Source organism: Glycomyces rhizosphaerae (assembly GCF_042647865.1).
Classification (GTDB): Bacteria; Actinomycetota; Actinomycetes; order Mycobacteriales; family Micromonosporaceae; genus Glycomyces; species Glycomyces rhizosphaerae.
Genome location: NZ_JBHRWO010000008.1, coordinates 216,722 through 225,313, shown reverse-complemented (window position 1 = coordinate 225,313; position 8,592 = coordinate 216,722). Strand labels below are relative to the sequence as shown.

The 8,592-nt window shown below is 67.9% G+C and carries 8 protein-coding genes; 3 read left to right on the top strand and 5 right to left on the bottom strand.

Annotation, left to right across the window (positions count from 1 at the left end; genetic code table 11):
• Positions 1–28: 28 nt before the first annotated feature.
• The 4 genes from ACFO8M_RS09175 to ACFO8M_RS09160 form a co-directional block, all read right to left on the bottom strand.
• Complete coding sequence (locus ACFO8M_RS09175; protein WP_387973647.1) at positions 29–994, bottom strand: NAD-dependent epimerase/dehydratase family protein; 966 nt, start codon at positions 992–994, stop codon at positions 29–31.
• 96 nt (positions 995–1,090) lie between these two features.
• Positions 1,091–1,681: a TetR/AcrR family transcriptional regulator gene (locus ACFO8M_RS09170; protein WP_387973644.1), complete on the bottom strand. Its 591-nt coding sequence runs from the start codon at positions 1,679–1,681 to the stop codon at positions 1,091–1,093.
• 197 nt (positions 1,682–1,878) lie between these two features.
• Positions 1,879–2,127 (bottom strand): hypothetical protein, encoded by a 249-nt coding sequence (locus ACFO8M_RS09165; RefSeq protein WP_387973641.1) that lies wholly within the window; start codon positions 2,125–2,127, stop codon positions 1,879–1,881.
• Between the two features lie 299 nt (positions 2,128–2,426).
• Positions 2,427–3,572, bottom strand: coding sequence for a hypothetical protein (locus ACFO8M_RS09160; RefSeq protein WP_387973638.1), 1,146 nt, complete (start codon positions 3,570–3,572; stop codon positions 2,427–2,429).
• A gap of 326 nt (positions 3,573–3,898) precedes the next feature.
• Here ACFO8M_RS09160 and ACFO8M_RS09155 point away from each other — a divergent pair, with 326 nt between their 5' ends.
• Genes ACFO8M_RS09155 through ACFO8M_RS09145 form a run of 3 tightly spaced genes read left to right on the top strand, consistent with a single transcriptional unit; the run spans position 3,899 to position 7,242 of the window.
• Positions 3,899–5,416, top strand: coding sequence for a M48 family metalloprotease (locus ACFO8M_RS09155; protein ID WP_387973715.1), 1,518 nt, complete (start codon positions 3,899–3,901; stop codon positions 5,414–5,416).
• Positions 5,397–6,533: a DUF4034 domain-containing protein gene (locus ACFO8M_RS09150; RefSeq protein ID WP_387973635.1), complete on the top strand. Its 1,137-nt coding sequence runs from the start codon at positions 5,397–5,399 to the stop codon at positions 6,531–6,533. Before ACFO8M_RS09155 ends, ACFO8M_RS09150 begins: the two co-directional genes overlap by 20 nt.
• 7 nt (positions 6,534–6,540) lie before the next feature.
• Positions 6,541–7,242, top strand: a complete 702-nt coding sequence (locus ACFO8M_RS09145) for a hypothetical protein (RefSeq protein WP_387973632.1) — start codon at positions 6,541–6,543, stop codon at positions 7,240–7,242.
• Between the two features lie 22 nt (positions 7,243–7,264).
• On the opposite strand, the gene ACFO8M_RS09140 is transcribed toward ACFO8M_RS09145, so the two are convergent.
• Positions 7,265–8,308, bottom strand: coding sequence for a C40 family peptidase (locus ACFO8M_RS09140; RefSeq protein ID WP_387973629.1), 1,044 nt, complete (start codon positions 8,306–8,308; stop codon positions 7,265–7,267).
• Positions 8,309–8,592: the final 284 nt, after the last annotated feature.

Genomic DNA, 8,592 nt, shown 5'->3' with positions numbered 1-8,592 from the left:
CACGCGTGCGGGCCGCCACCCACCGGGATTACCGCGCGTCACCGCCGAAGGCGGTCCGGTACCAGTCGAGGGTCGCGGCGAGGGCCTCGCGCCACGGCGTCGGCTGCAGGCCGAAGACGGACTCGAAGTCGGCCGAGACCATGTTCTGCGGGATCCGGTGCTGGTAGAACATCTCGGCGTACTCGGCCATGAACTCCTCGTCGAACGGGCCGAACGCCACCGGCTCGGTGAGCGTCTCGACCTTCAGCTCCTGCCCGGTGAGCTCTTCAACGAGCGCATGGACGTCCTCGGTAGTCATCGCAGGGTTGGTGGGGAGGTGCCAGACCCGGCCGTCGCCGCGGGGGTCGGTGCCGAGCGCGGCGAGGCCGCGGGCGACGTCGGTGATGTAGGTGTAGCTGTGCGGCAAGGTGAGGTCGCCGATTCCCAGCGCCGTCCCGCCGGTGATCGCGCCGGGGAAGAAGGCCCCGCCGAAGCTGGAGTTGAGGACACCGGGACCGAAGAAGTCGGCCGACCTGCCGAGCGCCACGCTCACCTCGCCGCTGCGGTGGGCTTCGAGGTAGCGCCGGTCGAGATCGGCCCTGAGCTTGCCTTTGCGGCTCGTTGCGGCCCAAGGGGTCTGCTCGGTGATGGCCTCGCCGTCGGCTTCGCCGTACGGGTAGAGGGTGTCCAGGACGACGAGCCGCGCGCCGTGGCTCGCGGCCGCGGCGAGCACCGCTTCGGTGATGCCGGGCAGGAGGGACACCTGAAGGTGGTACGGCACATTGATCGCGTGGTAGATGACCGAGGCGCCCTCGGTGGCGGCGATGGCGGACTCGGTTGTCGAAAGGTCGGCCCGGACCCGCTCGATACGGTCGTCGGTCGACGGGATCTCGCCGCGGGAGATGTGGCGGACGCGGTGCCCTTGCCGGGCGAGTTCGGCGGTGATGGCGGTGCCTGCGGGACCGGCGCCGAGGACGACGTGAAGGGGCTGAAGGTTGGAGGACTGAGCGTTCATTGAAAACTCCCGGTTATTGAGTGGCTGACCACTCACTTAGTTGGCAAAAATTAGACCCGCCTCAGGCGGGTATCCGGTTTCGGACGGTCGAGGCGGTCAGGATTCTCGTTCGGGCGCATGTCGTTGCGGAGCCGAGTGGCGGATGCCTTCGGTGAGCAGGGAGGCCCATTCGGCGTCGGTGTCGAAGGCGTCGGTCACCGTGAGCAGGTGGCAGAGCTGACCGAAAGCCATGAACTGCTGGATCGCGGGGCCGTCCGCCTTCGAGCGTTCGGCGACGTAAGTAGTGATGTCGGCGAGGCCGCGGCGGACCGTTTCCGCGATCAGTGGTTCCGCCATCGCTGCCTGCGAGTTGACTTGCAGGATCAGCAGATCGCGGTCGGCGATGAGCTCGGCGTAGGCGCCGCCCATAGCCCAGAGCAGCGCCTCCGGCGAGTCGTTCTCGGCCTGTTCGGCGCCGCGTTCCAGCGCGGTCTTGATGCGCCGGTAGCACTCTTCGAGTGCGGTGGTGAAGAGCTGTGTCTTGGAGGAGAACAGCTTTGAGACGTAGGCGGGAGAGATGCCGGCATGCCGCGCCACGTCCGCGATCGTGACGGCGTGGAAGCCGCCGTGCGCGAAGGTCGCGATCGCGCTTGAGACGACGGTCGCCCGGCGGTCCTCCGCAGTGGAGAGCGTACGTGATGCTGGCATGTGAATGACTGTACACTCACTCTTTCGTCGACTGCAACCCCTCCCCCCGAAATGACCCGCGTTCACGCAAGCTCGGATTCGCGCAGGCCAGCGCTCAACTCCGGACCAAGCGTGGTCGGCCGGTTCGCCGGCGACCGGCCGGCGCCTCACTCCCGTCGCGGCCCAAATACGGCCTAGTCGTCCACGCGAGAGCCGAGTCAACCTGGCAGCGCGTCGAAGATCGCAAGGACTGCCAAGACCGCCAGGGCGATCATCGAGAGGATGGTGATCAGGATCGACACGGCGGCGAGCCAGAATTCGTCGGCGGGAATGCAGTCCGGACAGATCCATCCCTTGCGACGGCTGCGTTCCCAGCCGTCTACAAATCGTGCGGCGATTTCGGCAGTGTCCGGTGTCTGGGCTTCAGGCCCCGGTCTGCCGCATCGGCGGCAGCGGACGCGGTACATGGATGCTCCTGACCTTGGGTCCGGTGACGACCGCGGGGGTGCGCTCGTCGGAGACGAGGTGCGCTTCGGTTCCGGCCCCGATCGGTACGACCAGGCCGTGAACTGAGCTCGAACACACCGGGCAGCCGTACCGCCCGTCGCCTCTACCCGTTGTAAAGCATTGCACCTCAATCGAACACGCTAGAACTCAAGTCTTCCGGGTTTCGGCTGCGGGGATGCCGTCGCCAGGCACGGGACGGCCGTCGTGATCATTGTTGTTGTGAGGCAACTGAAGAGCACGACGGCCGCTGGAGCGCACCCTATTCGGGTGCGCTCTCTCCGCAGGTCCAGGTGACGGCGTTGTCGATGATCTGGCCGGCGTCGTCCTCGCCGATGTAGACGTCCCCGGCGATCAGGGTGCCGTCGGCGTTGATCTCCTGCGCGTAGTCGCCCAGGTGGCCCTCCACGTCCGGCTCGACGGCTCCCGGCAGTTTCACGACCGTCTCTCCGGCCTGGTAGGCCGCGGTCGCGGGCGTGCCCGGCACGTAGCCGGCCACGGTACCGTCGGAGCTGACCGCCACCTGCCGTTCGAGAGCGGTCAGCTCCGCGGTGCCTTCGGCCAGATTCCAGCGGACGCCCTGGGGTTGCGACCCCGAGCCCGGCACGAAGAACTGGCCGGAGGCCCAGTCGCCGTTGAGGTCCGTGGCGATGGAGAACCCCTCGCCCGGCTGGGCGCCATCGGGCGCCGGCAGCGGGGAACCGGTGCCGTCGGCGTCCCACGTGTACGCCGTCGCGGTGCCGTTCTCGTCGTACACCGCCCCGATGATCGTGCCGTCGTCGCCGATGTCATTGGCGACTCCTGAAAGCGCGCCGTCCGGCATCGCCAGCGCTACGGGATCGGACCCGTCGGCGGGCCACAGGAGCGGGACGCCGCCTTCGAAGGTCTGGCCGCTGCCGACGATGTCGCCGCCTTCGTTGATGCCCTCGGCGCGGCCGCCGTCCTCCCCGGGGAGGGGAAGCTCATTGAGGGCGCCCCCGCTCCAGCTGTAGGGGACGTCGCGCCCGTTGTCGCCGGTCGAGTATCCGGTGCCGTTCCCCGAGGAGTTCACGTCACGGATCCGCGGGTGGTCGCCGGGCATGGGCACCTCGGTGACCTCCCCGTTGGAGTACAGGCGCGGGAACGCCCCGAGTCCGTCGGGCCAGCTCTGGTCGAGCGGCAGTGCGTAGTAGGCGATGACGGAGCCGTCGTCGCTCATCCCGCTGACGCCGGTCGCGAGCAGGCCCTCTGGGATCGGGAGGGTCTCCATGACGCAGGTCTGCGCCGCGTCGGATGTGGTCGCTTCGGTCGGCTCCTCGGCCGAAGCGAGCTGGACTGAGACCACGGCGGTGGCTCCGGCCGCCGCAATCGCTGTCGTGGCCACCAGTGCTTTGCGGGCCTTGAACCTTCGTCGCACCTTCGTCGGCATCGCTTCGTTTTCCCTTTCGGACGGTGGATTCGACCGGCATCTACCGGTCTGTGCCACGGTACGGCGCGGCTTCTCCTCGAATCGGCGCTCCATTTCGGCCCGCGATTCGCGCCTGACATGACAAGTGCCTGGTGGCAAGCCATGTCACGCCGATCGCACGGCACACCTCCCGGCAACGGAGCCAGGCGAACTGCCGGTGTCCCGCCGGTTTTCCGCCTCGAAATCGTCGCGATCGACTGCTGTACTTGACGTATCGACGATGAGAAGGCGACCATGTTCAGCCAGGCCAAGTCCCTCGCGGCTCGCGCTGTCGGCGGCGACTCGTGATGCTCTTGCCCCGCACCGTGCTCTGGGTGCTGCTGATCAACGCCGTCCCAGTGGCGATGCTCGCCCTCATGGGCGGGTTGGTCTGGTTCAACGCCTGGTTCTTCACCGTCTCCTCCGTCATCGCGGTCAAGATCGCGATCTTCATCGTGCCGACAGTGCTGGTGCTCGGCCGCGGGCTGTGGGTGCTGTTCTCCAAGAGCGACAACTCGGTGCACGGCGTGCCGGTGCGCGAGCACGAGCAGCCGGAGCTGTGGGCGCTCGTCCGCAGGCTCGCCGTGGTCGCGGACACCAAGCCCCCGGACGACATTCATCTGGTCGCGGAGGCGAACGCCTCCGTCCGCGAGGACACCCGGCTGCTCGGGCTGATCTCCGCTCAGCGGCGCATGTTCATCGGCGCCCCGCTGGTAGCGACGATGAGTTCGGCCCAGCTCGCCGCGGTGCTGACCCACGAACTCGCCCACTACAGCAATCGCGACACCCGCTTCGCCGGCCTGGCCTACCGAAGCCGCAGCGCCTTCACACGCACGCTCGCCACGATCGATCGCGGCGACCGGCTCCAGCTGGGGCTGCATTTCCTCCTGCGGCACTACGGCGCGTTCGTGTTCCGTGCGTCGGCGAAGCTGAGCAGGCGCCAGGAGAGCCTGGCGGACGAGGCTGCCGCGGCCGCCGTCGGTTCGGCGGCCACCGCCTCCGCGCTCCGCGAGCTGGCGCCGATCAGCGGGTCGTGGGACGTGTTCGAGAACAACCACCTGGTCATCGGTTGGGACGCAGGCTATCTGCCGGCCGATGTGTTCGCCGGGTACCAACGATTGCACGTCTCACTGCACGACGCGCTGCACGGTCTGCGCACCGATCCGCCGGATGCGGCGGATCCGTTCGACTCGCATCCGCCACTGCGCGAACGGATCGCCGCCACCGACGCACTGGGCGCCGTCGGCACGATCCACGTCCCGGCCACGTCCGCGCTCGGCCTGCTGCGCGACCCCCTGCGGCTGCTGGACGCGGCGGTGCTGGCCGATCTGACGCCGGAGGCGAGGTCTAAGCGGCGCGCGGACTGGCCGACGTTGATCCGCATCAGCGGCATCAGTTCACTGACCGAGAACACCGACCGGGTACTGGCGAACGCCGCCCGGGTCACCGGCGGACCGCCGACGCTGCGCGCGTTGCTGGACGCGCTCGACGCGGGTCGGCTGATCGAACTGGGCGCGGACCCGGACCGGGCGGCCGATCCGTCGGACGGCCCCCGCGTGCTTCGTGAACGAGCCAGACTCATCGTCCACAAGGCATTGTTCGGCGCAGTCGCCGCGGCGCTCACCTCGGCGGGTGCAATGCACTGGACCGAATCCTGGCCGTCGGTCGGCACCATGCGGCTGGACGAGCGGTACCCCGACTCGCTGCCGGACCTGATCGACGCCGCCCTCGACGATCGCCCCGACACCTCGCGCCTGCGCGCGCTCCTCGATTCGGTAAGAGACTCACCAGGAAGGCCCGGCCATTATGGCGCTGCTGCTCGGTAAGAAGACCAAGGTCTTGATGGCCATGCGGAAGGAGGCCAAGCGCCGCGGCCTGTCGTGGAAGGCCTACCTCGAATCGACCAACGCCGAAGAACTGATCGCCTTGTGCCAGCAGATCGATCCGAGCATCGATCCGGCCGAACTGATCGAAGGCCTGCCCTCCGACCCGCCCGTCGACGTCGCCCAATGGGGCCTGCCGCCCAGGCACGCGCTGCGCACCGACCTGATCAGCCCCGTCCCGGTGATCACCACGGCGGTGACCGCGGCCAGGGCCGGCGATTGGCGACCGGCCGCCCACTTGCTCAACCGCAGCTACGGGGATTGGGCGTTGCGGGCCGCCGCGGTCCATGCGCTCGCCGAGACCGTGGCCGACGACCGCACCTGGCTGGAGGCGTGGAGGGCGTCCGGCACCGGCGACGACAAGCACATTGCGGCCGTCGATGCGCAGGGCCTGCTCTGGTTGGCCTGGAAGCTGCGCGGCGACAACAACAACGAGAACACCACGGCCCAGCAGTACGAGGCGTTCGTCCAGCTTCTGCCGCAGGCCGAGGCGGCGGCATGGAAAGCGGCCGAGCTGGCGCAGGAGGACCCGACGCCGTGGACCACGCTGGTCACGCTCGCCATGGGCCTCAACTTCGACAATGCCAAGTTCGGGGCGGTCTGGCGTGAACTGCTGGCCCGAGACCCGCTCCACCGCAGCGGACACGAGTTCGCGGGGCAGTACTGGTCCAATTTCGGCACGGACCGGATGCTCGGCTTCGCTCTCCAGGCCGCGCCGGCGTCCCCGTCGCTCGCCTTCCTGATCGTCCAGGCGGCGGCCGAGGGTGAGGACGAGAACGAGAACGTGTGGCAGCAGGCCGAGGTGCACCGCGCGCTCGACGCCATGCTGCACTGGCTGGGCACGCCCCAAGGCGGCGGCGGTGTGGACGCGAGCGCCGACCGGCGCTGGGCGGCTTACGGGCTGGTGAACGCCGGCCGGGGCGCCGAGGCACTGCCGCTGTTCCAGCAGTTGGGCATCGACGCCTCCGGCACCCCGTGGCATTACTGGGGGGACGCCGCGATCGCCAACTTCGACCGGTACCGTCGCAGGGCCTGCGCCGCCACCTCCGCCCGACAGTAGGACCGACATGGAAGACATCGTCGCCGGCGACCCGGACCGGAGCACCCGGAACGCCACGCCTCCACCTCGGTGGGCCCTGGCGTGGCGCCCGTTCGGATACCTGCTGGTCGGCCTGGTCTGGTTGGCGATCTGGGCGACCGTCTTCGCTTTGGGCTGGGGGATATTGATCTTCGGCGTCGTATCGGGTGAACTCACGGTCGCCGAGTTCACCGAACCCTCCATGTCGTCGGTGGGCTCCTTCCTCGCGATGGTCTTCCTCCTGGCCCCGCTGCTGGCCGTGATCATGGGCCCGGTCGTGCTGTGGTGGCTGCCGAACTGCTCCTGGCCTCTCGCGGCGCTGTCGTTCGTCTACATCGGCCGGTCCTTGCGTCCGTCCTTCCGCCACGAGAAACTGTCGTTCACCGCATATGGCGACCAGACCAACACGTTCGGTCGGCCCACGGTCTCGGGCACCTCGCTCTCGCTGCAGCCGGTGCGCAATACGGCGCTGACCCGTTTCCTCATGCGCTTCTATGTGGCCGGCTGGGAGCCCAGCGGCATCGGATTCCTCGCGATGACGCCCGCGGGAGTCGGCTGGCTGCTGCTCTTCCCCGCCATCGCGAAGGACGTCACCCTGACTACGAACATCGTGTGCGGCGTGCTCGGGGTCGGATTGATCGCATGGTCGTACGTATGGGCGCTGCGGACCACAACCCGCAGGCGGTCATGAGATCTGGGCTCCGCGAGTCAGTTCAGTCCCGAACACGTCGGTACCCGTTGACGGGCAGGTGGTCGAGCGAGGCGATCTTCACGGTGTCGCCTGGTTTGGTGGCATGGACTACCTGGTTCCGGCCGACGTAGATCGCGACGTGGCCCAACCCGTGTGAGAAGACCAGGTCGCCCGGAGCCAGTTCACCGCGGCTGATCGGCTCGGTCTGGTTCCATTGGGCTTGGGACGAGCGGGGCAGCGCTGCCGATCGCGAGTATGCGGCTACGACCAGTCCAGAACAGTCGTAGGCGTTCGGCCCGGTCTTGCCTGCACCGTACGGCTTTCCGATCTGGTCGTAGGCGAACTGGACGACCGAACTCGCGGATTCGGGGGCCTGTCCGGACTCTGGCGCAGGGGCGCTTGAGCGGGTTGCCGCCTCCTCCCGTTCGCGTTCTTCTGCTTCCTTGAGTGCGCGCCGGGCCCTTTCGATCTCGACGGTCAGCTGTTCAGACCGGTCGGTGAGTCGGGCGATCATCGGATTGATCACCTCGAGGCGCTCGCCGGCGCGCTCGGACGCCTCATAGCGGACGGCTTGCTCGGTCCGCACTTGCGCCAGCGACTCGATCTTGCTCGAGAGGTCATCGCTCGCTGTACCGATCGCTTCGGTAGCCCGCGTGAGCTGCGCCTCGACGGTGCCGAATTCCAGGTTGGCCTGCTCGACCAGAGCGTTGAGCTCCAGCCGTTCGGCCTCGAATCGGTCTGTCTCATCCTCAAGGGACGCGCGAGCTCGCACGAGATCGTTTACGTGCGCTCGAATCTCAGAGCTGTCGGCGTGGGCGAGGTCGATTTCATCAGCTTGCGCCGGAGTCACGGCGACCATTGCCGCGGTGAGGTGCGCCAGCGCCAGCGCGGCCATCCTGCGGACTGTTGCCGCTCGCACGAGTGGCTCGCTCCGCTGCGAATGATGGTCGGGGTCGACGGTGTTCGACATGGACATCGGCATCGGTTCATTCGCCTCGCTTGCGGTCGTCGGCGGAACCGGATGATGCGTATTCTGAGCGGGTTGCGCGTTCAGTTGCGATGGCATTCATAGAATTCCTCACTGTCGTTGGACCGGCGGGCCCCTCAGGAAAGGGGCGCCGCTTTCGTCCTACGCTGGCGCGGGCTCCGGGCGCCGGGAGGAGTTTTTGGAAGATTGATACATCGGGGTCCGGTCGCCGTATTGTGATCCGGTTTGCCCTCTCATGCGTCGAGCGTTCGCCTCGCACACCTTTGCGATTGGTAAGTGCCTCTTGCGGATCGGTCCTCACTCGGCCGTCGTCGCGAACGCTGCGAGCACCACACGGTGATACTCGCAGCGTTCACGCACTC

What these genes read in the sequence shown, in the direction of transcription:
- ACFO8M_RS09175 (WP_387973647.1), bottom strand. Translation starts at nt 994, where the DNA reads ATGAACGCTCAGTCCTCCAACCTTCAGCCCCTTCACGTCGTCCTCGGC.
- ACFO8M_RS09145 (WP_387973632.1), top strand. Translation starts at nt 6,541, where the DNA reads ATGGAAGACATCGTCGCCGGCGACCCGGACCGGAGCACCCGGAACGCC.
- ACFO8M_RS09170 (WP_387973644.1), bottom strand. Translation starts at nt 1,681, where the DNA reads ATGCCAGCATCACGTACGCTCTCCACTGCGGAGGACCGCCGGGCGACC.
- ACFO8M_RS09150 (WP_387973635.1), top strand. Translation starts at nt 5,397, where the DNA reads ATGGCGCTGCTGCTCGGTAAGAAGACCAAGGTCTTGATGGCCATGCGG.
- ACFO8M_RS09155 (WP_387973715.1), top strand. Translation starts at nt 3,899, where the DNA reads ATGCTCTTGCCCCGCACCGTGCTCTGGGTGCTGCTGATCAACGCCGTC.
- ACFO8M_RS09160 (WP_387973638.1), bottom strand. Translation starts at nt 3,572, where the DNA reads ATGCCGACGAAGGTGCGACGAAGGTTCAAGGCCCGCAAAGCACTGGTG.
- ACFO8M_RS09140 (WP_387973629.1), bottom strand. Translation starts at nt 8,308, where the DNA reads ATGCCATCGCAACTGAACGCGCAACCCGCTCAGAATACGCATCATCCG.
- ACFO8M_RS09165 (WP_387973641.1), bottom strand. Translation starts at nt 2,127, where the DNA reads ATGTACCGCGTCCGCTGCCGCCGATGCGGCAGACCGGGGCCTGAAGCC.